Genomic DNA, 20,075 nt, shown 5'->3' on the forward strand with positions numbered 1-20,075 from the left:
CGTAAGGGAGCGGACCCGTGAGAACAGAACCGGCGGCCTTCGAACCCGGCAACGTGCTCTACGACACCGCCACCGCCAGGGTCGGCGCGTACCAGGGGCTGACGGGGCCCCGCGCGCTGCTCCGACCCCTCGGCGGGGGCCGGGAGTGGGAGGCGGAGCCGGCCGGGTTGCGCCGCGCGACCGACCGCGAGCGCATCGGCGCGAGCCTGCGCGCCGCGAACGAGCACACCCAGGCCAGGCCCCCGGACCCCGGCCCTCTGTGCAGGCCGCCTTTGCCGGTCGCCGGCTGCGAGACCTGCGCCGGGCTGGCCGAGCGGCGGGAGGCGGCGCGGGCGGCGTTCGACCACAGCGCGGTGTCGGACGCGAACGTCCTGCTGCGCCAGCACCAGCGCGAGGAGCACGAGGGATGACGTACGACGGCGGACTGCCCTACGAGGAGTGCAGGCGGGCCCAGCGGCTCGCGCCCCGGCGGGACCGGGACCGGGCGCCCCTCTCCCCCGGCTACGCGCTGCCCCCGTTCCACCCGGCGCACCCGCCGAAGCCCGTGCCGAGGCACCGGGCCTTGCCCCGGCGGCGGCACCGGAGGCTGGACGGTGCCGCCGTCAGCGGCCTGCTCACCGTCCTCTGCGTCGCGACGCTGCTGGTGACGATCACCGTCGCGTTCTGAGCTCGCTCCGCACCACTGGGCACGATTGGACACTTCGTCCCGGGCGACACCTCGTGCAGACGGCGTGTCGCCCGGGACAAAGTGTCCAATCACTGCGGATTACCATGCGGGGATGGCGAAGAAGCTCGTGATCAAGGTGACGGCGGGGGCCGATGCTCCCGAGCGGTGTTCGCAGGCGTTCACCGTGGCGGCGGTGGCCGTGGCCAGCGGGGTCGACGTGTCGCTGTGGCTGACCGGGGAGTCCGCGTGGTTCGCGGTGCCGGGGCGCGCGGCCGAGTTCGACCTGCCGCACGCCGCGCCACTGCCCGACCTGCTCGACTCCCTGCTGGCGGGCGGCCGGGTGACCCTGTGCACCCAGTGCGCGGCCCGGCGCGACCTGACCGAGAAGGACGTCATCGAGGGCGTACGCATCGCGGGCGCGCAGGTCTTCGTACAGGAAGCGATGGCCGACGACACGCAGGCGCTCGTCTACTGAGCGTCCCTCGGACGCCGGGCCGGTCAGCCGAGGAGCCTGCCCTGCAGGGCGACCGTCTGCTGGAAGGGCACCTCCTTCGCGCCGCCCTCGCGGCTCTGCAGGACGACGGCCAGCACGTCCCCGGCGCCGAGGTAGGCCTGCCGGACCTGCTCGGCACCGTACGGCTCGGGCTCGACGTAGACCGAGTACACCAGTTCGTCGATCTGGGCCGCCGTCGGGAAGTCCTCGTCGGGGACGGTGTCCTCCGTGCCGCGTGCGGCGTAGGCGGGGTTGCTGTAGGACGCGAGGTGGCGGTCGCGCAGCTCGTCCACGACGGCGGCGGTGTCGAACTGCAGCAGGTAGATCCGCGTATGGGTGCCGTCCTCGGTGGTCCAGCCCCGGGCGGCGATGTGCCGCAGCCCGTGATCGACGAGCTTCTGCCGCAGCTCGTCGTGCTCCGCCGCGTCGCGGTACTCCTTGAGGAAGGTGTCCGTCGCCAGCCAGCCTTCCGTGCCGCGCAGCGCCTTGTCGAGCCTCGCGCCCTCGGGTGCCGGCAGCACCAGGGCCCGCAGGTCCGCGTAGTGGGCGCCTGCCTTGTTGGCTTCGTCGAAGGGACCCGGACTGCCGGACGGGAGCGGTGGGGCGGTGAGCGTCGGATACGTCCATCGTCCGTCCGACTCCGTCACCAGTCCGGGAACGTCCGTCCTCTCCATCCGGGTGACGCCGTACGCGGTCGTCGACCCGGCCACGGCGAAGACGGCGACGGCCGCGGTCCAGCGCAGCACGGCGCGCAGCACCCGACGGTCACGCTTCGCCGCCGATGCCGCAGGGAGCACTGCCGCGCAGTCCGCGTCCCGGACCGCCGGTGGAGTGTCGGGCTTCGGCGGCACGGCGGTCATGTCGGGCCGCGTGATCGGCTCCGTCACACCGACCTCCCCGGCTCGGCGATCCGGTCGAGCTGCTCGGCCAGCAGCGCGGCAACGCTCCTGCCTCCGAATGGCTGCACGCCCTCGGCGGTGACCGACACCAGGACGTCGCCCCGGTAGGCGTTGCAGAACATGATGTCGAGGCCGTCGTCCGAGTCGGCGGGCAGGCGGTGGCATCTGGCGTCCTTGTGACCCTTGACGCGCGGTCCCGCCTCGAAGACGTCCAGTGATTCGAGGAACGCGTCCTGGTCACTCGCCCCGGAGCGCACGGCCGTGTCCTTCATCCGGGTCAGCACAACGGTCAGACTGACCGCGCCCGTCTGCTCGTTGTCGTGATAGCCCCCGGTACTGGCGTAGCTGCGCATGGCCACGCCCGTGATGTGCCGACGGTCGATCTCCTTCTCCATCTCCTTGCGCTGCGAGCGCGGCAGGCCGCTCAGCGACTCCTTGCTCAGCGCGGTCGCCCGGGCTCCGCTCAACGAGACGTCCGCCCCGAACTCTCCGAGGTCGGGCCCCCGCGTCCAGCCGTCGGGCCGGTACGGCACGAGAGCCCCTGCCAGTCCGGTGGCCTCGGCCGCTGGTGTCTTCACGTCCGCCGTGCCCTCTGGGGATGCCCAGAGGGGCGCGCCCGCGTCCCGGTCCGCGTCGTCGACAGTGGCGGCCGTGTACCCGCAGGCACCGACGACCACGCCGGTCAGCAGCAGCCCGCCCACAGCGGCTCCGATCCATCGCCCGTGCGGCGTCCGCTCCGCGCTCACAGCCGCTCCATCTGCCGGCGGGCCAGATCCATGATCTCTTCCTTGGCGATCCGTTCGGTGCTGGTCACCCAGATCTCCATCTCGATGTCGCCCCGCCAGGCGTGAGCCTCGGCGTGGTACACCGGGGTCGCGGATTCGGGCTCGGCCTCCGGACGGTTGTGGACGAACGCCTCGCCGTCACCGGTACCGGGAACGGGCCACCTGTCCGTGTCGTCCTCCCGTGCCCACCCGGCCCAGTGCCGGCCCGTGTCGCTGCCCTCCAGCGCGGACAGGACGTCCTCCTGGTGGAACTGGATCAACCGGATCTCCACGGTTCGCTTGCTGCCGACCCGCCAGCCGGTGACGGCCGCTCGGCGGAATTCGTCGTGGATGAACTGGGAGAACTGCTCGTCCGGCCGCCCGAAGGTCTGGGCATAGCTCGCGAGGCCCAACCAGCCGTCGCCGCTCTCCGGCCACGCCGCCTCCCTCGCCCCGCGCGGCTTCTTCAGCAGGAGTTCGCGCAGGTCGCCGTCGGTGCGGACCTGGCGGTCCTGGTCGGCGGGCAGCGGCTTCGGGGCCTCACCCTTGGCGGGAGCGAGTGCGGCCTGCGACAGCGGCGGCAGCTTCGTCGGCTCCCGGTCCGCCTGCACCAGGAATCCGGCGCAGGTGCCGGCGACCAGGCCCAGTGCGGCGGCGGCCCCGATGAGCAGGGTCGTCCGCCCTCGTCGGCGAGGTGACCGCCCGGCCCCCTCGCCCGGCGGCGTGCTGTCCTCCGGTGCCTCCGGTGCGGCCGGTGCCGCGGGTCTCGCTGGTTCCTCTTCCAAGACGTCCCCCCCACAGAGCGCTGAAGTGCGTGTTCCGTATGCGCGCGCTCAGGAGACCGGCGGCCGGTGCCGGGGGTTGCGGCGATCTTGATCACGATTCGGTCATGCCGAGGGAGCGCCACCGGCTTGGCCGGGGGCTTCCCGTCACCGGTCGGCCTGCACCCACAGGCAGAACGGGTGCCCCGACGGGTCGAGCAGGACCCGTACGTCGTCCTGGGGCTGGTGGTCGGCGAGGCGGGCGCCCTCGGCCACGGCCCGCTCGGTCTCGGCGGCCAGGTCGTCGACCTCGATGTCGAGGTGCAGCATCATCTGCTGCTCGCCCGGGGCGCGGGACGGCCAGGCGGGCGGCACGTAGGCGGGCTCCGTCTCGAAGGCCAGGGAAGTGCCGGGGGTGCCCGGCGGCGGGCCGATGAGGACCCAGCCGCCGTCCTCGGCGCGCACCACGTAACCCAGCAGACGCTGGTAGAAGCCGGCGAGTTCGCGGGCGTCGTGCGCGTCCAGTACGACCGTGGACAGCTTCGTCGGGGACATGAGCGCCATCCTCGCCGAGGGCCGGGCTCAGCGACGGCGTTTCCTGCCGTCGAGTTCGTCCCACCACTCGTCGGACTTCGTGTCGCCCGACGGGTCGTCCCACCAGCGGTCCTCCGGGCCTCGGCGGTTGGCGACGATGGCGGCCAGCGGCGGGATGAGCATCGCCACGACGCACAGGCCGACGGCGGCCGGCACGGACCAGATGCGTACGACGCCCCAGGCCAGGACGAAGAGCACGATGCAGGTCCCCATCATGGCGAAGTAGACGTGCCGCCGCCGTGCGTACATGTCTCCAGCGTAGGCCCGTCACGGCGAAGGGGCCGCGCCACAGGTCGGACACCCGTGGCGCGGCCCCCGGCCGCGTGGCGTGCGTGCCGTCAGACGGCGATCGCGACGTCCGCGAGACCGCCCTGCTGGGCGACGACCGTGCGGTCGGCGGTGCCGCCGGGGACGAGCGCCCGTACGGTCCAGGTGCCCTCGGCCGCGTAGAAGCGGAACTGGCCCGTGGCGGACGTCGGAACCTCCGCCGTGAACTCGCCGGTGGCGTCCAGCAGACGGACGTAGCCCGTCACCGGCTCGCCGTCGCGGGTCACCTGACCCTGGATGGTGGTCTCACCGGGCTTGATCGTCGAGGCGTCGGGGCCGCCGGCCTTCGCTCCGCACATGTCGTTACTCCTGAGGGGTTGGGGGCGGGCTTACTTCGCGGCGCCGAGCTCGATCGGCACGCCGACGAGGGAGCCGTACTCGGTCCAGGAGCCGTCGTAGTTCTTGACGTTCTCCACGCCCAGCAGCTCGTGCAGGACGAACCAGGTCAGGGCGGAGCGCTCACCGATGCGGCAGTAGGCGATGGTGTCCTTCGCCAGGTCGACCTGCTCGTCGGTGTACAGCTCCTTGAGCTCGTCGTCCGACTTGAAGGTGCCGTCGTCGTTGGCGTTCTTCGACCACGGGATGTTGCGGGCGGACGGAACGTGGCCCGGACGCTGCGACTGCTCCTGCGGGAGGTGCGCCGGGGCGAGCAGCTTGCCGGAGAACTCGTCGGGCGAGCGGACGTCGACCAGGTTCTGCGCGCCGATCGCCTTGACCACGTCGTCGCGGAACGCGCGGATCGCGGTGTTCTGCGGCTTGGCCTTGTAGTCGGTGGCGGGGCGCTGCGGCACCTCGTCGCCGGCGACCAGCTCGCGGGCGTCCAGCTCCCACTTCTTGCGGCCGCCGTCGAGGAGCTTGACGCTGTCGTGGCCGTAGAGCTTGAAGTACCAGTACGCGTAGGAGGCGAACCAGTTGTTGTTGCCGCCGTAGAGGATCACCAGCGTGTCGTTGGCGATGCCCTTCGCCGAGAGCAGCTTCTCGAAGCCCTCCTGGTCGACGAAGTCGCGGCGGACCGGGTCCTGGAGGTCCTGCGTCCAGTCGATCCGGATCGCGTTCCTGATGTGGTTCTTCTCGTACGCGGACGTGTCCTCGTCCACCTCGACGATCGCGATGTTCGAGTCGTCCAGGTGGTCCTGCAGCCAGTCGGCGTCGACCAGGACGTCGCTGCGGCTCATGTTTTCTCCTCCGGGGCAGTTGGCGGCGGGGCGTGCGGTGCGGGGATGCGCGCGCTCGGGCCGTGCGGCGGCGCGCGGGTGCCCACGACAGAGCGGGGCGGGAGCGAGGGGTGAGGGGGACGTGGACGGCGGCGTCGCCGCCCGCCTCAGAAGGTGCGACAGAGCATGGCGGCAACGCGGCACAGGTCCACTGCCCGCCGCTTTGTGAGATCCGCCTGTCGCTTCATGGTGTCGATCGTAAGGACGCGGGACGGGTCGTGTCACCGACGTGTCGCATAGTGAGACTCGATCGTCCGAATTGTGGGATCAGTGACACCGCCGGGGCGCTCCCGGGGCCGGGAGGACCGATCAGGTGGTGTTCGCATCTGCGGTACGGACGGCTGCGTCTCGCTCCTCGGACGAGGGAGGGAGCGTCACGAGGGCGTGGGGCGTACCGGTCGCGGGCTGCCTCGTCCTTCGGCCGACCCTCGTCCTACCCGGCCAGCTTGACGTTCGAACCCTTCACCGTGATCTCGACGCCGTCCTTCGCCGCCTCGACCTTGTCCAGCTCGATGCCGCCCGGCAGCTCGTCGATGGTCTGCTGGAAGTCGGTGATGGCCCGGATCCGCGACTCGGCGAGCTGCTTGCCGCCGATCTGGGGCAGGCCGTCGGCGACGACCGAGACGTCGTTGTTCTTGACCGTGACCGAGCTGAGCACGTCGATCGGCTCCGGGTACTCCACGCCGAGCACCGTGGCCCGTACCGTCACCTTGATCTTGCCGCCGCCCCCGTCGGAGAGGCCGACGACCTTGGCGGTGACACCGGGCGCCACGTCGGTGGACTCGGACTTCGTGGCCTTCATCAGCTCGTCGTAGCTCACGGTCGCGGTGCCGGTGGCGGTCGCCGCGGTGGCCGAGCTGTAGTCGCCGGAGAACTCGACGCCCTTCATGCGGGCGCTCAGGTCGGCGATACGGATCGTGTCGCCGCCATTGCCCGTGGAGGCCTCGTAGCCGTCGATGCCGACCTCCACCTCGTCCAGCTCGCCGCCGGCGACCTGCGTGAGGAAGGGGAAGCCGTTGATGGAGACGTCCGGCGTCGAGGAGAGGTTCTCGGTGCTGCGCAGCTTGTCGGCGACCTCGTCCTCGGCGAACTTCACTGCGACGCGGTCGGCGATCACGAAGAGGCCGCCCAGGATCACGACGACGATCAACAGTATTCGCAGTGCGCGCATGCTTCTGTTCCCCAACCCTGGACGGTCCAACGACGGCGGCCCCCGACGGCCGGTGGCCGTCCAGCGCGAGCGTAACGCGGGGCGGTGGCACCCCCCGTATTTTGTCGAACAGCTGTGACAGGGGAGGCGCCCTCACTGTGCGCCGGTCAGGCCAGGGCCCGGCCCAGTACGTACACCGCCGGAGCCGCCACCGCGAGCGGCAGGGCAACGCCCGCCGTGAAGTGGACGAAGCGGGAGGGGTAGTCGTACGCCGCGACCCGCAGGCCGATCAGCGCGCACACCGCCGCTCCCGCGCCGAGCAGCGCCCCCGACGCCCCGAAGTCCGTCATCGAGCCGACGGCGATCCCCGCACCGGCCGCCGCGAGCAGCGCGACGACGACGGAGACCGGGGTCGGCAGCGGCAGCGCGCGGGCCACGGCGGCCACCGCCACCGCGATCGCGCCGACCGTCACGGCCTCCGCGTCGGCGGCGAGGTACCCGCCCGCGATCACGGCCAGCGCCGCGGCGGCGACGGTCGCCATCAGGCCGTACATCCGCTCGTCGGGGTCGGCGTGCGAGCGCAGGGTGAGGACGAGGGACAGCAGCACCCACACCCCGAGGGTGCCGACGATCGCCGCCGGTGAACGGTCCGACACCAGCAGCGCCGCGTCGGCCGCCAGCGCGCCCGCGAAGCCCAGCGCGATGCCCTGCCGGGCCGGCCACATGCCGTTCAGCCGGAACCAGCCCGCCGCGGTGAGGCCCTGGAGGACGACGAGCGGGACGAGCAGCGCGTACGTGCCGAGCGCCGCCGCGCCGGAGAGCAGCAGACCGAGCAGCGCGGTGAGGCCCGCGGGCTGCATCCCGGGGTCGATGATCGGCGAACGCCCCTCGGCACGGGCCCGCTGGGCGTCGGTGACGCGCGTGTTCCCGGCGACGGTCGCCGGACCGTAGCCGGCGCCGGCGCCGTCGGAGGGGGCGGAGGGAGCGGGAGCCGCGGGTGCGGGGGCGGGGGGCGCGTACGGCTGGCTCTGCGCCTGGTGCTGCGGCCGGCCGTAGTCAGGGGCGTACTGCTGCGCCTGCGGCGAGTGGGGCTGGTGGTGCGGCTGGGGCTGCTGCCCGTAGCCCTGCGGGGCCTGTGCGGCGTACGGCGGCAGATACGCCGTCTCGTCCGCGGAGACCGGGGGCTGCACCTGCGTCTCCCAGGTCTGCCCCTGCCACTGCTGCGTGTACTGGTCGGCGTTCGGGTCCGGCTGCGGCGCCCCGTACCCCTCGTACGGCTGCTGCGGCTGGTGCTGCTGCTGCGCGGGCCACGCCTGGGCGTCGTACCCCGCATACCCGTCGTACCCCTCGTACGGCTGCTGCGGCTGATGCGGCTGGTTGGTCATCGTCACCCTCCTGCGAACGGCGGGAGCACCTCGACCGTGCCGCCGTCGGCCAGCCGTACCGTCTCATGCCCGCGCACGCCCACGGGGTCGCCGTCGACGAGGAACGAGCAGCGCAGCAGCACGCGCGTGAGTTCGCCGGGGTGCCGCTCGCGCACCGCGCCGAGCGCGTCGGCGAGGGTGCCCGCGTCGTACGGTTCCTCGGCCACCCCCGCCGCGGCCTTCGCGGCGGCCCAGTAGCGCACCGTGACCTTTGCCATCTGGATCCTTCGTCGCCGGTGCCGGTCGGCGTCCGTGCCGACCGGCCGTGTCCACCGCCGGGTCGGCGGTGACCCCGTCAGGCTAGCCCGCCCGGGACACCGCCCAGTCGCCGATGCGGTGGAGCAGTCCGGCGTCCGAGGCGTTCTCGGCGTGGCCCATGCCGGGCTCCAGCCAGAGTTCGCCGTGGTCACCGGCCGCCTCGGCCAGCATCCGGGGGTGATCGAGGGGAAAGTAGCCGTCCCGGTCGCCGTGCACGACCAGCAGCGGCGTCGGGGCGATCCGCGCCGCCGCCCGGACCGGGGACAGCGGCACCGGGTCCCAGTCCCGGTGGTGGATACGGGTGCGCAGGCCGTAGCGGCCCACCACGCGCCCCGCGGGACGCATCACCAGCCAGTGCAGCCGGCGCATCGGCGCCGTGCCCCGGTAGTACCAGCGGGCGGGCGAGCTGACCGACACGACGGCGTCCGTACGGGCGTCACCACCGGGCGCCACCGGGGATACGCCGTCGCCACCGGACTCCGCCGCCGGGGAAGCACCGTCACCGCCGGACCCCGCCGGGGAAGCGCCGCCGCCCCTCCCGTCACCGCCGTACAGCGCCGCGTGCCGCAGGACCACCGAGCCGCCCATGGAGAAGCCGACGGTCGCCACGCGCGCGTGCCCGAAGCCGCGCGCCCACGCGACCGCCGCCGCCAGGTCGAGCACCTCGCGGTCGCCGACGGTGGACCGGCCGCCGGAGGCGCCGTGCCCGCGGAAGGAGAACGTGACCACGGCACCGTGCCGCGCGAACGCCGCCGCGATCCGGCGCACGTGCGGCCGGTCCGCGTCGCCCGTGAAGCCGTGCGCGACGACGAAGACCAGGTCAGAAGCGCCACGATCGGTCGTACCCGGCTCGTACACGGCGTCGATCGGGACCCCGTCGGCCGTACGGAGGAAGGTGCGCGCGCGGCTGCGGCGCGGCGCTTCCCGGGGCGTCTCGGGATCCGGACGATTGTCTCGGCGACGGGTGGAACGCGACACATGACCTGCCGGTCGGTTGCTCATGTCGGCTATTCTGCTGGGCAGAGGACTCGGGCAGCGTAGCCCCCGGGTCCTTTCGTGCTTTCAGGAGCGATGCCGGGCGGACGCCGGGCGTTCACCTCCAGGACGCACCGCGGGCCCCACGGGCCGGGACCCGCACCTGTACGAAGCAGAGCCGCAGACGTCCTCGCAGGGACCCAGGAGGAACCAGACGTTATGGGCGAGCGAACCGGGCACGACCACAGGACGACCCAGGCAGGTGGGGCGCGATGAGTTCTCTGCTGCTCCTGACCAACGCACTCCAGCCGTCGACGGAGGTGCTCCCCGCCCTCGGTCTGCTGCTGCACAACGTCCGTGTGGCCCCGGCGGAGGGACCCGCGCTCGTCGACACCCCGGGCGCCGACGTCATCCTCGTCGACGGCCGCCGCGACCTTCCGCAGATCCGCAGCCTGTGCCAGCTGCTGCGCTCCACGGGCCTCAGCTGCCCGCTGGTGCTCGTCGTCACCGAGGGCGGTCTCGCCGCCGTCACCGCCGACTGGGGCATCGACGACGTGCTGCTTGACACCGCGGGTCCGGCGGAGGTCGAGGCGCGGCTGCGGCTGGCCACGGGCCGCCAGCAGATCAGCGGCGACGACTCCCCGATGGAGATCCGCAACGGCGACCTGTCGGTCGACGAGGCGACGTACTCCGCCAAGCTCAAGGGCCGGGTCCTGGACCTGACCTTCAAGGAGTTCGAGCTGATCAAGTACCTGGCCCAGCACCCGGGCCGGGTCTTCACCCGCGCCCAGCTGCTCCAGGAGGTGTGGGGCTACGACTACTTCGGCGGCACCCGCACGGTCGACGTGCACGTACGGCGGCTGCGCGCCAAGCTCGGCCCGGAGCACGAGTCGCTGATCGGCACGGTCCGCAACGTCGGCTACCGCTTCGTGACGCCGGAGAAACCCGACAAGGGCGACAAGAGCGAGAAGGCCGAGAAGGCCGAGAAAGCCGGGAAGGCCGAGAAAGCCGAAGAGGCTCACGAGGCGGAGAAGGACGAGGCGCCCGGGAAGGCGGCCGCCGAGGCGAACGGGGCGGCGGGCGCGAGGTCATCCAAGGTGTGATACGCCCTGCCCGGGGCGGATCCATCCGCGTAGACTCCGCGCGTGGCCAAGGTGACTCGGGACGATGTGGCGCGGCTGGCGGGGACTTCCACCGCCGTCGTCAGCTACGTCATCAACAACGGACCCCGGCCGGTCGCCCCGGCCACGCGCGAGCGTGTCCTCGCCGCGATCAAGGAACTGGGGTACCGGCCGGACCGGGTCGCCCAGGCCATGGCGTCGCGGCGCACGGACCTCATAGGCCTGATCGTGCCGGACGCGCGCCAGCCGTTCTTCGCGGAGATGGCGCACGCGGTCGAGTGGGCCGCCTCCGAGCGCGGAAAAATGGTGCTCGTCGGCAACAGCGACTACGTAGGTGAGCGCGAGGTCCACTACCTGCGGGCCTTCCTCGGCATGCGGGTCTCGGGCCTGATCCTGGTCAGCCACGCGCTGAACGACAACGCGGCCGCCGAGATCGACGCCTGGGACGCCCGGGTCGTGCTGCTGCACGAGCGCCCGGAGGCCATCGACGACGTCGCCGTCGTCACCGACGACCTGGGCGGCGCCCAGCTCGCCGTACGCCACCTGCTGGAGCACGGGTACGCCTACGTCGCCTGCATGGGCGGCACCGCCGAGACGCCGTCCGTCGGCGACCCGGTCTCCGACCACGTCGAGGGCTGGCGGCGCGCGATGCAGGAGGCCGGGCTCCCGACCGAGGGCCGGCTCTTCGAGGCGCCGTACAACCGCTACGACGCGTACCGGGTGGGCCTGGAGCTGCTCGCCGGGCCGCAGCGCCCGCCCGCGATCTTCTGCTCGACCGACGACCAGGCGATCGGCCTGCTGCGGGCCGCCCGCGAGCTGCGCATCGACGTGCCGGGCGAGCTGGCGGTGGCGGGCTTCGACGACATCAAGGAGGCGGACCTCACCGATCCGCCGCTGACCACGGTCGCCTCGGACCGGTCGGCGATGGCGCGGGCCGCGGTGGACCTGGTCCTGGACGACGGCCTGCGGGTGGCGGGCTCGCGGCGCGAGCGGCTGAAGCTCTTCCCGTCCCAGCTGGTGGTCCGCCAGTCCTGCGGCTGCGCGTAGAGCGCACACAGCGCGTAGAGCACGCACGCGCGTGGTCGCCGCCGGGACCGGGCGGGTCTGCATCGGGACCGGGCCCCTCTTTATATCGGGCATACGAGCTTCTGCCGGGCTTCTCAGGCGGCACTCAGGCCGTTCTCATGCGGGGGCGGGAAGCTCATGAACATGACCGAGAGCCTCCGCCACAACGGCGAGTACGAGCACGCGCAAGAGAACCCGTACGCCAACCCGTACCAGGGCGCCCAGCAGCACGCCTCCACTCCCGTCGACCCGGAGTGGCCGCCCCCGCCCGCCCAGCCGCCCTACGCCGTGCAGGCCGGGCAGCCGGAACCGCCGCGGCAGAAGCGCAAGGCGCGGCGCGGCCCCGTGGCCCTGCTCGCGGCCGTGGCGATCGTCGCGGCGGCGGTCGGCGGCGGCACCGCGTTCGGCATCCAGGAACTGACCGGCAGCGACACCGTCGCCTCCAGCTCCACCAGCACCAACGTGGTGCCCTCCAGCCAGAAGGGCACGGTCTCCGGGGTCGCGAAGGCGGTCAGCCCGAGCATCGTCGAGATCAACGCCACCTCGAACGCGGGCTCCTCCACCGGCTCCGGCGTGATCATCACCGGCGACGGCGAGATCATCACCAACAACCACGTCGTGTCCGGCGCCTCGTCCGTCAAGGTGACGACGAACGACGGCAAGCAGTACACCGCCGACGTCGTCGGCACCGACAGCAGCAAGGACCTCGCGCTGATCAAGCTCCAGAACGCCTCCGGCCTCACGGCCGCCACCCTCGGCGACTCGGACGGCGTCGGGGTCGGCGACGAGGTCGTCGCCATCGGCTCCCCCGAGGGCCTGACCGGCACCGTGACCAGCGGTATCGTCTCCGCCCTCAACCGCGACGTGACCGTCTCGACGGACGAGGGCCAGCAGCAACAGCAGCAGCGGCAGGGGCAGGGCGGCCAGTGGCCGTTCGAGTTCGGCGGCCAGGAGTTCAACGGCGACACCGGCTCGTCCACGACGACGTACAAGGCGCTCCAGACCGACGCCTCCCTCAACCCGGGCAACTCCGGCGGCGCGCTGATCGACATGAACGGCAACATCATCGGCATCAACTCCGCGATGTACTCGGCGACCGAGTCCTCCTCCAGCGCGGGCAGCGTGGGCCTCGGCTTCGCCATCCCGATCAACACCGTCAAGGCCGACCTGCCCGACCTGCGGGCGGGTGCGAGCAACTGACCGGGGACCGGGGACCATGGACGTGCGACGCTGAAGCCCCGCACCAGCCGACCGGCGGACCGGCCGGCAGACCGACCCGCACCCCCGTACCCCACCCACCGCACCCGAGGACCCGAGCCCATGAGCCCCGCAGACGGCGACCGCGACCGTGACGTCCAGCGCATCCTGATCGTCGACGACGAGCCGGCGGTCCGCGAAGCACTCCAGCGCAGCCTCGCCTTCGAGGGGTACGGCACCGAGGTCGCCGTCGACGGCGCCGACGCCGTGGAGAAGGCGGCGGCGTACCGGCCCGACCTCGTCGTCCTCGACATCCAGATGCCCCGCATGGACGGCCTGACCGCCGCCCGCCGGATCCGCGGGGCGGGCGACCTGACGCCGATCCTGATGCTGACGGCCCGCGACACCGTCGGCGACCGGGTGACCGGCCTGGACGCGGGCGCGGACGACTACCTCGTCAAGCCCTTCGAGCTGGACGAGCTGTTCGCCCGCATCCGCGCGCTGCTGCGCCGCAGCTCCTACGCGGCGGCGGTGGAGGCCACCGCCGAGGACGACGACACCCTCGCCTTCGGCGACCTGACCATGGACCTGGCGACGCGGGAGGTCGCACGGGCCGGGCGGCCGGTGGAGCTGACCCGCACGGAGTTCACCCTGCTGGAGATGTTCATGGCGCACCCGCGCCAGGTCCTCACCCGGGAGCAGATCCTGAAGGCCGTCTGGGGCTTCGACTTCGAGCCCTCGTCCAACTCCCTCGACGTGTACGTCATGTACCTGCGCCGCAAGACCGAGGCGGGCGGCGAGCCGCGCCTGGTCCACACGGTGCGCGGCGTCGGCTACGTCCTGCGGCAGGGCGGCGCCGAGTGAGACGTCTCGCCCGCCGGTTCCGGGCGCTGCCCATCCGGGCGCGGCTGTCGCTGCTGGTGGCGGCGGCGGTGGCGTTCGCGGTGGCGGCGGCGGCAGTGGCCTGCTGGTTCGTGGTCAAGACCGTGCTGGTCAGTTCGCTGGACGAGGCGCTGAAGGCCAACCGCATGGACAAGACGCAGGTCAGCCAGTACGTCAACCTGCGCACCGGTCTCTGCGCCCACGACCCGCTCACGCACGAGCAGAACCCCTACGGCTCGTCCGTGCAGCTGGTTGCCCGGCAGAACTCCAGCTGCCTCATCATCGGCACGGAGGAGGTCCCGCTCACGGACGCCGACCGCGCCGTGGCCGAGGGCTCGTCCGTCAACGCCCTGCACGACGCCACCGGCTCGGACGGCACCCAGTACCGCGTCTTCACCTACACCGTGCCCGGCCTGTCCGACGTGGCCGTCTCCGCCGCGCGCCCGCTGAGCGAGGTGAACAGCTCGCTCAGCAACCTCGCGCTGGTCCTCCTCTTCGTCGCGGGCGCGGGCGTCGTCGGCGCCGGCGCGGCCGGCCTCTGGGTGGCCCGGACCGGCCTGCGCCCCGTCGACGAGCTGACCCGTGCCGTCGAGCACGTCGCCCGCACCGAGGACCTGGCCGTCCGCATCCCCGTCGAGGACGACAGCGACGACGAGATCGCCCGCCTCTCCCGCTCCTTCAACAGCATGACCTCGTCGCTGGCCAGCTCCCGCGACCTGCAGCAGCAGCTCATCGCCGACGCGGGCCACGAACTGCGCACCCCCCTCACCTCGCTGCGCACCAACATCGAACTCCTCACCCGCAGCGAGGAGACCGGCCGCCCGATCCCGGAGGCCGACCGCAAGGCGCTCCTCGCCTCGGTGAAGGCCCAGATGACGGAGCTGGCGGCGCTCATCGGCGACCTCCAGGAACTTTCCCGCCCCGACACCGGCCAGCACGAGGGCCGCACCCGCATCCTCGCCTGGCACGACGTCGTCGAGTCGGCCCTGCGCCGCGCCCGCCTGCGCGGCCCGGAGCTGGCGATCGAGGCGGACGTGCGGCCCTGGTACGTCCGGGCGGAACCGGCGTCCCTGGAACGCGCGGTGGTCAACATCCTGGACAACGCGGTGAAGTTCAGCCCGGAGGGCGGCACGATCGACGTACGCCTCACCGACGGGGTCCTCACCGTGCGCGACCACGGTCCGGGCATCCCCGTCGACGAACTCCCCCACGTCTTCGACCGCTTCTGGCGCTCCCCGACCGCCCGCGCGCTGCCCGGCTCGGGCCTGGGCCTGTCGATCGTGGCCCGCACGGTCCAGCAGGCGGGCGGCGAGGTGACCCTGCGACCGGCGGAGGGCGACGGCACGACGGCGACGGTCCGACTGCCGGGGGCACCGGTACCGCCGCCGGACACGGGTGTGGCGGAGGGGGGTCAGTGGTAGCCGAGCATGCCGGGGGCGTCGATGTCGACGGTGAGGAAGCCCGGTGGGTACAGATTCTCCTTCTCCGTCAGGATGATCGACATGCCGCCCGAGTCCAGGTGCGGTGTCGCCACGTAGAGCGCGTGACACGTGTCGGCGCCGCCCCAGCCGTCCCGCACCATGCCTCCGACGACGACGGCAGCGGTCGGGCCGAGCGGATCGACGTGCAGTCCCGGAAGCGCCAGCAGGGCGCTTCCGACCTGCGCCTCGTTCTCCTCGGCCGTCATGAGGCACAGCGCGGGCAGGTGCAGCCAGTCACCCGGTGTGTGCGCGACGTTGTCGGCGAGGCGGTGGAGCGCCTCGTGACCGTGGGCGAGTGCCAGAGCCGCACCCGCGTCGAGAATGATCACGCGGCGTGCTCCCGCGGAACCCGGGTCTTGTCCGCCGCCATCGCGTAGATGTTGGCCAGCACGTTCGGTCCGCTGTCGAACTCCTCGTCGCTGAGTGTGCAGCCCAGCCGTTCACGCAGCACGGCACGCGTGGCGGCCACCTGCTCAGCGATCTGCTCCGCCGTCGGCTGCTCCGAGGCCAGTTGCTCGACGAGCTGGCCGAGGGTCATGCCCCGCTCCTTGGCGACCTGCGCGAGGTGGTCGCGGGCCCGGCGCGACACCTGAATGGTCGTGTTTTCTGCCATGCCCCCACCATAGTCACGCCACACCCACGGCGGCCGCCCTCCGCTGCCTTCTTCACTCGAAGGTGTCAGCAACGCCGATCGGGAGACGGCCCGTCGCCCCGGCGCCCGGGAGGCGGCCCACCGCCGCTCGGGCCGCCCTCCCCTTACCCTCGTACGCATGACCAGCGACGACACCGTGCACCCCGGCCACCCCCGTTCCATCGAGACCCTTGCCGAACTCGCCCCGGAGCAGACGGAGGCCGTCCTCGCCCTGCTCGCCGAGGCGGCCCGGAACGACGGGCAGTACGCCGTGTCCGAGCAGGGCCGGCTGCAACTGCGCGGCCCGGCCCGCGAGGGCGTCGCGCACCTGCTGCTCACCGCCGACGGCGGCGAACTCGTCGGATACGCCCAGCTGGAGGGCGTCGACCCGATCGAGCCGCCGGCCGCCGAGCTGGTCGTCCACCCCTCGCACCGGGGCCGGGGGCACGGGCGGGCCCTCGGATCGGCGCTGCTCGCCGCCTCCGGCAAGCGGCTGCGGGTCTGGGCGCACGGCGGCCACTCCGCCGCCCGGCATCTCGCGCAGGTGCTCGGCCTGACCCTGTTCCGCGAACTGCGCCAGATGCGGCGCCCGTTGGCCGGCCTGGACCTGCCCGAGCCGCGGCTCCCGGAGGGCGTGACCGTACGCGCCTTCGTGCCCGGCCAGGACGACGCGGCGTGGCTCGCGGTGAACGCCGCCGCCTTCGCCCACCACCCCGAGCAGGGCTCGCTCACGCAGCGCGACCTCGACGACCGGAAGGCCGAGGGCTGGTTCGACCCGGCCGGGTTCTTCCTCGCCGAGCGGGACGGCCGGCTGATCGGCTTCCACTGGACGAAGGTGCACGCCGAGGAGGGGCTGGGCGAGGTGTACGTACTCGGCATCCGCCCGGACGCCCAGGGCGGCGGCCTCGGCAAGGCCCTCACCACGATCGGCCTGCGGCACCTGGCCGGGCAGGGGCTGCCCACGGCGATGCTGTACGTCGACGCCGACAACGAGGCGGCGGTCGCCGTCTACGAGCGCCTCGGCTTCACCGTCCACGAGACGGACCTGATGTACCGCACGGAAACGTGAGCCACCGGCCCCGGCGTCACGGCGGTCCGCCGGCCCGGCGTGCCTTTGCCGCCCTCCGGCGACCGCGTCCCACCGGCTCCGGCCCGCACAGCACCCCCGCCGCGGCCACCACCACCGCCAGCACCGCCCACCGGTCGTGCGCGGTGGACCAGCGCGGGTCGTCGGGCTGGACGAACAGCGCCCAGTCCTCCGGCGCAAGCAGGGGCGCGAGTACCGCCGTGAGCAGCAGGAACGCCGCGACGAACGGCCCCGGACGCGCCTCGTCCGTCAGCCGTACCGCAAGGGCGGCACCGGCGAGCGCCAGTACGCCCACCACCACCGCCTCCAGGGTGATGTCACCGGCCGGGGGCCGGGACGCCGAGGGGGCGAGCAGCAGCGCGGCCGTCCACCACAGGGCGGCGAGCGGTGCGACCAGGCCCACCCGCAGCGCCTGCCGGAGGAGCCGCCGGGCCGGAACCGGAGCGGTGAGGTGCCGGGCCGGGTCGTCCAGCAGGAAACCCAGGCCGAGCGCGCCGATCAGGGCGACGCCCCGCAGCAGCAACAGCGTCTGCCAGGGGTCCGGTTCCGCGCCGGCGACGGCCGGCACGGCGGCGGTCAGCAGTCCGAGGACGCCGGCGGCGGCGAGCGCCCGCCACGGCATCGTCCGCCACACCGGGCCGACGAGGGCCCGCGTCACCTCTCGCACGAGTCCGCCTTCTCCGGCGCGGCCACACCCAGCAGTTCGGCGGCCCGCGCGGTCGTGACACCCGGCTCGGTCAGCTCGGCCCAGTGCGCCTTCACCCGGTCCCCCGTCCCGGGAAGCGGCTTCTCCAGCAGGTGACGCACGACGTCCGTCTGCCCCTCCGTCATGGTCATCGGGTTGGTGGGCGACAGGACGGTGGCGGAGCCTGCCACACTGTCGTCGAGGCGGACCCGGCTCAGGGCGTTCATCGGGTCGTCCTGCCAGCTCAGCGAGAGCCACATGAGGGTGACCATCCGCCCGTCGCAGAGCTCGCCCCCGGCCTCCTCGCTGCCCGCGACCAGGACCGCGGCGACGGCACTGGAGAACTCGGGGACCCGGTTGCCGCCCCAGACGGTGCCCACGGTCACCCGGTCGGCTTCGGTGGACGGGGGGACGGCCGCGTCTCCGGCCAGCCCGAACGTGGCGTCGACCCGCTGCCGTACGACGAGTGGCCTCTCGTGCGCGGAGCCGCCGGCGAGGGACCGGACCTCGTCCACCGTCCGGGCCCAGGTGTCGATGCGGGGCTCCCACTCGGGAAAGGCGCAGTACGTCGACCCGTCGCGCTGCACGCAGGTCAGTTCGGGGCGCACCAGGGCACGCTCGCGGGCCGCGGTCAGCTCCGGCGACGCCTCCGCGCCCCCGGCCTGGAGGACCCCTCCGGTCACCGCCAGCGCCAGGCTCAGGACGACGCCCGCCCGGACGGTCATGGTCCGCCCGCCGGCGAGGAGCACGGCGGCGAAGGCCACGCACAGGACCACGCCCGCCAGGTAGAGGGCGTGCCAGGCGGCGGGCCGCCCCAGCAGGTCGGAGGGCAGGGTGGGTCCACTCTGCTCGACGACGAACGGCGCCAGCCAGGACGTCGCATCCGTGACACCAGGCGCCGCGCTGAAGGCGGCCGTGAACAGCAGCAGCACCACCAGCAGCGGCGCGGCGAGCGCCGAGCGCACCACCCGGCCCAGCAACACCCCGGCGGCCCCGAACAGCAGCACGCACAGCGGACCGACGGCCAGCTCGGCCGGCGAACCGTGCCCCACCGCCCCCGGCTTGAACGCCTCCCGGGCGAACTGCCCGGCCACGCACACCGCGATGAGCAGCGCGGCCGGCACGAGGGACAGCACGTGGGCCACCGTACGGCGCCAGGGCGGCATCACCAGCGTCGCGAAGTGGCTCTCGGTACCGCGCCGCCCGGAGCGCAGGACGGCGGAGTTGGCGTACACCAGGACGGCCAGCCCGACGAGCGTGGGCATCGTCTGGGTCTCACGGTCGACGTCCTGGAGGGCCGGATAGCCGTCCCAGGAGTTCTGGGTGTGCCAGACGATCCACGCCACGTACACCGCGAACGCGAGGACGACGGGGACGCTCGTCAGCAGCCTGCGCGCCTCGAAGCGGGCCAGGGCGAGCACGGCCCGCGTGCCGCCGTCGCGAACCGGTGCCGACACGGGCACGGGTGTCTCCTCCAGTACGGCGCTCACGCGGTCACCTCCGTGCCGATGCCGTCGAGGGCCAGCAGGTAGCCGTCCTCCAGGGTGGGATCGACCAGGTCGGCCCCGGCGGGCGGGTCGCCCACGTTCCGGAAGGACCCGGTCCCGGTGCGCCACCCGGCCTTGGCTCCCGGGTCCCGCTCCGTACTGCTCCACACCCGCCCGGTGGCCCGCGCGGTCAGCTCGGCCGGCGTCCCGTCGAAGCGCACCGCCCCCTCCGCCATGACGATCACCCGGTGGCAGAGCATCGCCACGTCCTCGGTCTGGTGGGTGGAGAGCAGCACGGTCCGCCCCTCTCCCGCCCCGGCGATCAGCTCCCGGAACCGCATCCGCTGCTCCGGGTCCAGCCCGACGGTCGGCTCGTCGAGCACCAGGAACCCCGGGTCGCCCACGAGCGCGGCGGCGAGCGCGACCCGCTGCCGCATGCCCCCGGACAGCTTCCTGATCCGACGCCCGCGCACGTCCCCGAGGCCGACCTCCTCCAGCACCCGCCGCACCTCGCGGTGCCGGTCCCCGCGATCCGCCAGCTCCTTGAGGATCGCCACGTAGTCGACGAACTCGAAGGCGGTGAAGTCCGGGTGGAAACCGGGCGTCTGCGGCAGGTACCCGAGCCGCCGCCGGACCTCCTGCCGCCCCTGCGGGGTCCCCGGGTCGTGCCCGAGCGCCGTGAAGGCGCCCCGGTCGGGGGGCACGGCGGTGGCGAGCACCCGCAGCAGCGTGGTCTTCCCGGCGCCGTTGGGCCCGAGCAGGCCCGTGACTCCGGGGGCCAGCCGCAGCGACACGTCGTCGAGCGCGCGGGTGCGCCCGTAGTGGAGGCTGAGCCCGGACGCGGACACAGTGGGGGGCATACGAAACTCCGATGTCCAGCAGGTGAATGGGATCAAGAGGAAGGGATCAGGAG

26 protein-coding genes are annotated in these 20,075 nt (G+C 73.0%); 9 read left to right on the forward strand and 17 right to left on the reverse strand.

Annotation, left to right across the window (positions count from 1 at the left end):
* The first annotated feature begins 17 nt into the window (after window positions 1–17).
* From IG94_RS0129585 to IG94_RS0129595, 3 genes are all read left to right on the forward strand, one after another.
* Window positions 18–410, forward strand: a complete 393-nt coding sequence (locus IG94_RS0129585) for a hypothetical protein (RefSeq protein ID WP_031044047.1) — start codon at window positions 18–20, stop codon at window positions 408–410.
* Window positions 407–667: a hypothetical protein gene (locus IG94_RS0129590; RefSeq protein ID WP_031044052.1), complete on the forward strand. Its 261-nt coding sequence runs from the start codon at window positions 407–409 to the stop codon at window positions 665–667. The genes IG94_RS0129585 and IG94_RS0129590 overlap by 4 nt, the downstream gene beginning before the upstream one ends.
* A gap of 112 nt (window positions 668–779) precedes the next feature.
* Window positions 780–1,142 (forward strand): DsrE family protein, encoded by a 363-nt coding sequence (locus tag IG94_RS0129595; protein ID WP_031044053.1) that lies wholly within the window; start codon window positions 780–782, stop codon window positions 1,140–1,142.
* Window positions 1,143–1,165: 23 nt separating this feature from the next.
* Here IG94_RS0129595 and IG94_RS0129600 read toward each other — a convergent pair whose 3' ends face one another.
* From IG94_RS0129600 to IG94_RS0129650, 12 genes are all read right to left on the reverse strand, one after another.
* Window positions 1,166–2,047 (reverse strand): hypothetical protein, encoded by an 882-nt coding sequence (locus IG94_RS0129600; protein ID WP_031044056.1) that lies wholly within the window; start codon window positions 2,045–2,047, stop codon window positions 1,166–1,168.
* On the reverse strand, window positions 2,044–2,805 hold the full coding sequence (locus IG94_RS0129605; RefSeq protein ID WP_031044059.1) for a hypothetical protein: 762 nt from the start codon (window positions 2,803–2,805) through the stop codon (window positions 2,044–2,046). Before IG94_RS0129605 ends, IG94_RS0129600 begins: the two co-directional genes overlap by 4 nt.
* Entirely contained in the window at window positions 2,802–3,608 is an 807-nt protein-coding gene (locus tag IG94_RS0129610) for a hypothetical protein (protein ID WP_031044064.1), read from the reverse strand. The genes IG94_RS0129605 and IG94_RS0129610 overlap by 4 nt, the downstream gene beginning before the upstream one ends.
* 144 nt (window positions 3,609–3,752) lie before the next feature.
* Entirely contained in the window at window positions 3,753–4,139 is a 387-nt protein-coding gene (locus tag IG94_RS0129615; protein ID WP_031044067.1) for a VOC family protein, read from the reverse strand.
* 27 nt (window positions 4,140–4,166) lie between these two features.
* The gene (locus tag IG94_RS0129620) at window positions 4,167–4,427 is read right to left on the reverse strand and encodes a DUF3099 domain-containing protein (RefSeq protein ID WP_031044071.1); all 261 of its coding nucleotides are present in this window, start codon (window positions 4,425–4,427) and stop codon (window positions 4,167–4,169) included.
* 89 nt (window positions 4,428–4,516) lie between these two features.
* Window positions 4,517–4,804, reverse strand: coding sequence for a DUF1416 domain-containing protein (locus tag IG94_RS0129625; RefSeq protein WP_031044074.1), 288 nt, complete (start codon window positions 4,802–4,804; stop codon window positions 4,517–4,519).
* Between the two features lie 30 nt (window positions 4,805–4,834).
* Window positions 4,835–5,680 carry a sulfurtransferase gene (locus tag IG94_RS0129630; RefSeq protein WP_031044076.1) on the reverse strand — a complete coding sequence of 282 codons (846 nt, stop codon included), beginning with the start codon at window positions 5,678–5,680 and terminating at the stop codon, window positions 4,835–4,837.
* Window positions 5,681–5,826: 146 nt separating this feature from the next.
* Window positions 5,827–5,907, reverse strand: coding sequence for a putative leader peptide (locus tag IG94_RS44400; RefSeq protein ID WP_350310325.1), 81 nt, complete (start codon window positions 5,905–5,907; stop codon window positions 5,827–5,829).
* Window positions 5,908–6,152: 245 nt separating this feature from the next.
* Window positions 6,153–6,890, reverse strand: a complete 738-nt coding sequence (locus IG94_RS0129635; protein WP_031044078.1) for an LmeA family phospholipid-binding protein — start codon at window positions 6,888–6,890, stop codon at window positions 6,153–6,155.
* 146 nt (window positions 6,891–7,036) lie between these two features.
* Entirely contained in the window at window positions 7,037–8,254 is a 1,218-nt protein-coding gene (locus tag IG94_RS0129640; RefSeq protein ID WP_031044080.1) for a hypothetical protein, read from the reverse strand.
* Window positions 8,255–8,256: 2 nt separating this feature from the next.
* Entirely contained in the window at window positions 8,257–8,511 is a 255-nt protein-coding gene (locus IG94_RS0129645; protein WP_031044082.1) for a MoaD/ThiS family protein, read from the reverse strand.
* An 82-nt stretch (window positions 8,512–8,593) separates the two neighbouring features.
* A complete protein-coding gene (locus IG94_RS0129650) occupies window positions 8,594–9,553 on the reverse strand; it encodes an alpha/beta hydrolase (RefSeq protein ID WP_031044083.1) in 960 nt (319 codons plus the stop codon).
* Window positions 9,554–9,798: 245 nt separating this feature from the next.
* Here IG94_RS0129650 and IG94_RS0129655 point away from each other — a divergent pair, with 245 nt between their 5' ends.
* The 5 genes from IG94_RS0129655 (at window position 9,799) to IG94_RS0129675 (ending at window position 15,212) form a co-directional block, all read left to right on the forward strand.
* Window positions 9,799–10,629, forward strand: coding sequence for a response regulator transcription factor (locus tag IG94_RS0129655; protein ID WP_031044085.1), 831 nt, complete (start codon window positions 9,799–9,801; stop codon window positions 10,627–10,629).
* Window positions 10,630–10,671: 42 nt separating this feature from the next.
* Complete coding sequence (locus IG94_RS0129660) at window positions 10,672–11,694, forward strand: LacI family DNA-binding transcriptional regulator (RefSeq protein ID WP_078892474.1); 1,023 nt, start codon at window positions 10,672–10,674, stop codon at window positions 11,692–11,694.
* A 162-nt stretch (window positions 11,695–11,856) separates the two neighbouring features.
* Window positions 11,857–12,912 (forward strand): S1C family serine protease, encoded by a 1,056-nt coding sequence (locus tag IG94_RS0129665; protein WP_031044091.1) that lies wholly within the window; start codon window positions 11,857–11,859, stop codon window positions 12,910–12,912.
* 120 nt (window positions 12,913–13,032) lie between these two features.
* On the forward strand, window positions 13,033–13,773 hold the full coding sequence (locus IG94_RS0129670) for a response regulator transcription factor (RefSeq protein ID WP_031044094.1): 741 nt from the start codon (window positions 13,033–13,035) through the stop codon (window positions 13,771–13,773).
* Window positions 13,770–15,212 (forward strand): sensor histidine kinase, encoded by a 1,443-nt coding sequence (locus IG94_RS0129675; RefSeq protein WP_031044097.1) that lies wholly within the window; start codon window positions 13,770–13,772, stop codon window positions 15,210–15,212. Before IG94_RS0129670 ends, IG94_RS0129675 begins: the two co-directional genes overlap by 4 nt.
* Here the strand turns inward: IG94_RS0129675 and IG94_RS0129680 are convergent.
* Together IG94_RS0129680 and IG94_RS0129685 are read right to left on the reverse strand one after the other, a co-directional pair.
* Window positions 15,203–15,601 carry a hypothetical protein gene (locus tag IG94_RS0129680; RefSeq protein WP_031044099.1) on the reverse strand — a complete coding sequence of 133 codons (399 nt, stop codon included), beginning with the start codon at window positions 15,599–15,601 and terminating at the stop codon, window positions 15,203–15,205. The two genes, IG94_RS0129675 and IG94_RS0129680, sit on opposite strands and share 10 nt — an antisense overlap.
* Window positions 15,598–15,885: a hypothetical protein gene (locus IG94_RS0129685; RefSeq protein WP_031044101.1), complete on the reverse strand. Its 288-nt coding sequence runs from the start codon at window positions 15,883–15,885 to the stop codon at window positions 15,598–15,600. The genes IG94_RS0129680 and IG94_RS0129685 overlap by 4 nt, the downstream gene beginning before the upstream one ends.
* Window positions 15,886–16,042: 157 nt before the next feature.
* Here IG94_RS0129685 and mshD point away from each other — a divergent pair, with 157 nt between their 5' ends.
* A complete protein-coding gene (gene mshD / locus IG94_RS0129690; protein ID WP_031044103.1) occupies window positions 16,043–16,972 on the forward strand; it encodes a mycothiol synthase in 930 nt (309 codons plus the stop codon).
* Between the two features lie 16 nt (window positions 16,973–16,988).
* Here the strand turns inward: mshD and IG94_RS0129695 are convergent, their stop codons facing one another.
* The 3 genes from IG94_RS0129695 to IG94_RS0129705 are packed head-to-tail and all read right to left on the reverse strand — an operon-like array spanning window position 16,989 to window position 20,022.
* Window positions 16,989–17,612 carry a hypothetical protein gene (locus IG94_RS0129695; protein ID WP_051159853.1) on the reverse strand — a complete coding sequence of 208 codons (624 nt, stop codon included), beginning with the start codon at window positions 17,610–17,612 and terminating at the stop codon, window positions 16,989–16,991.
* Window positions 17,613–17,644: 32 nt separating this feature from the next.
* Window positions 17,645–19,165 (reverse strand): hypothetical protein, encoded by a 1,521-nt coding sequence (locus IG94_RS0129700; protein ID WP_031044109.1) that lies wholly within the window; start codon window positions 19,163–19,165, stop codon window positions 17,645–17,647.
* Window positions 19,162–20,022: an ABC transporter ATP-binding protein gene (locus IG94_RS0129705; protein ID WP_031044112.1), complete on the reverse strand. Its 861-nt coding sequence runs from the start codon at window positions 20,020–20,022 to the stop codon at window positions 19,162–19,164. Before IG94_RS0129705 ends, IG94_RS0129700 begins: the two co-directional genes overlap by 4 nt.
* Window positions 20,023–20,075 lie beyond the last annotated feature (53 nt).

Origin of the sequence: Streptomyces olivaceus, assembly GCF_000721235.1 — a bacterium.
GTDB classification, from domain to species: Bacteria; Actinomycetota; Actinomycetes; order Streptomycetales; family Streptomycetaceae; genus Streptomyces; species Streptomyces olivaceus.

Bases quoted from the DNA above. Each gene is read 5' to 3' on its own strand.
- IG94_RS0129590 (WP_031044052.1), top strand. From the start codon at position 407: ATGACGTACGACGGCGGACTGCCCTACGAGGAGTGCAGGCGGGCCCAG.
- IG94_RS0129595 (WP_031044053.1), top strand. From the start codon at position 780: ATGGCGAAGAAGCTCGTGATCAAGGTGACGGCGGGGGCCGATGCTCCC.
- IG94_RS0129615 (WP_031044067.1), bottom strand. From the start codon at position 4,139: ATGTCCCCGACGAAGCTGTCCACGGTCGTACTGGACGCGCACGACGCC.
- IG94_RS0129620 (WP_031044071.1), bottom strand. From the start codon at position 4,427: ATGTACGCACGGCGGCGGCACGTCTACTTCGCCATGATGGGGACCTGC.
- IG94_RS0129625 (WP_031044074.1), bottom strand. From the start codon at position 4,804: ATGTGCGGAGCGAAGGCCGGCGGCCCCGACGCCTCGACGATCAAGCCC.
- IG94_RS0129630 (WP_031044076.1), bottom strand. From the start codon at position 5,680: ATGAGCCGCAGCGACGTCCTGGTCGACGCCGACTGGCTGCAGGACCAC.
- IG94_RS44400 (WP_350310325.1), bottom strand. From the start codon at position 5,907: ATGAAGCGACAGGCGGATCTCACAAAGCGGCGGGCAGTGGACCTGTGC.
- IG94_RS0129635 (WP_031044078.1), bottom strand. From the start codon at position 6,890: ATGCGCGCACTGCGAATACTGTTGATCGTCGTCGTGATCCTGGGCGGC.
- IG94_RS0129640 (WP_031044080.1), bottom strand. From the start codon at position 8,254: ATGACCAACCAGCCGCATCAGCCGCAGCAGCCGTACGAGGGGTACGAC.
- IG94_RS0129645 (WP_031044082.1), bottom strand. From the start codon at position 8,511: ATGGCAAAGGTCACGGTGCGCTACTGGGCCGCCGCGAAGGCCGCGGCG.
- IG94_RS0129650 (WP_031044083.1), bottom strand. From the start codon at position 9,553: ATGAGCAACCGACCGGCAGGTCATGTGTCGCGTTCCACCCGTCGCCGA.
- IG94_RS0129655 (WP_031044085.1), top strand. From the start codon at position 9,799: ATGAGTTCTCTGCTGCTCCTGACCAACGCACTCCAGCCGTCGACGGAG.
- IG94_RS0129665 (WP_031044091.1), top strand. From the start codon at position 11,857: ATGACCGAGAGCCTCCGCCACAACGGCGAGTACGAGCACGCGCAAGAG.
- IG94_RS0129670 (WP_031044094.1), top strand. From the start codon at position 13,033: ATGAGCCCCGCAGACGGCGACCGCGACCGTGACGTCCAGCGCATCCTG.
- IG94_RS0129685 (WP_031044101.1), bottom strand. From the start codon at position 15,885: ATGGCAGAAAACACGACCATTCAGGTGTCGCGCCGGGCCCGCGACCAC.
- mshD (WP_031044103.1), top strand. From the start codon at position 16,043: ATGACCAGCGACGACACCGTGCACCCCGGCCACCCCCGTTCCATCGAG.
- IG94_RS0129695 (WP_051159853.1), bottom strand. From the start codon at position 17,612: ATGCCGTGGCGGGCGCTCGCCGCCGCCGGCGTCCTCGGACTGCTGACC.
- IG94_RS0129705 (WP_031044112.1), bottom strand. From the start codon at position 20,022: ATGCCCCCCACTGTGTCCGCGTCCGGGCTCAGCCTCCACTACGGGCGC.